The 278-nt window shown below is 47.8% G+C and carries 1 protein-coding gene; it reads left to right on the plus strand.

The annotated features are described in order from the left end of the window. A partial coding sequence (locus ACYYG1_RS17380) for a multinuclear nonheme iron-dependent oxidase (RefSeq protein ID WP_461211596.1) occupies positions 1–278 on the plus strand: 278 nt, incomplete at both ends.

The following is a 278-nucleotide window of genomic DNA, read 5'->3' on the forward strand; positions in this document are numbered from 1 at the left end:
ATTTTGGGCCGACAGGTGTTGCCCTTGAACATTTCCCATTCACTGAAAAAACGCCGCATCTGCGCTATGCAACAGACAGCCAGGTCTTCACAAATGTCATCGAGGATACAAATTGCATGCTGCTGCTTGATCTGGCACACGCCCGCATCACTGCAAACGCCCTGGGCTTGGACGCCAAAAAATACATAACAAGTCTACCGGTGAACCGGCTGGTTGAGATGCACATCACAGGAATCAAGTTTTATAACGGTGTTCTGGAAGATCATTTTGAGTTGGAT

The organism is Desulfocurvus sp. DL1XJH-121 (assembly GCF_054819825.1).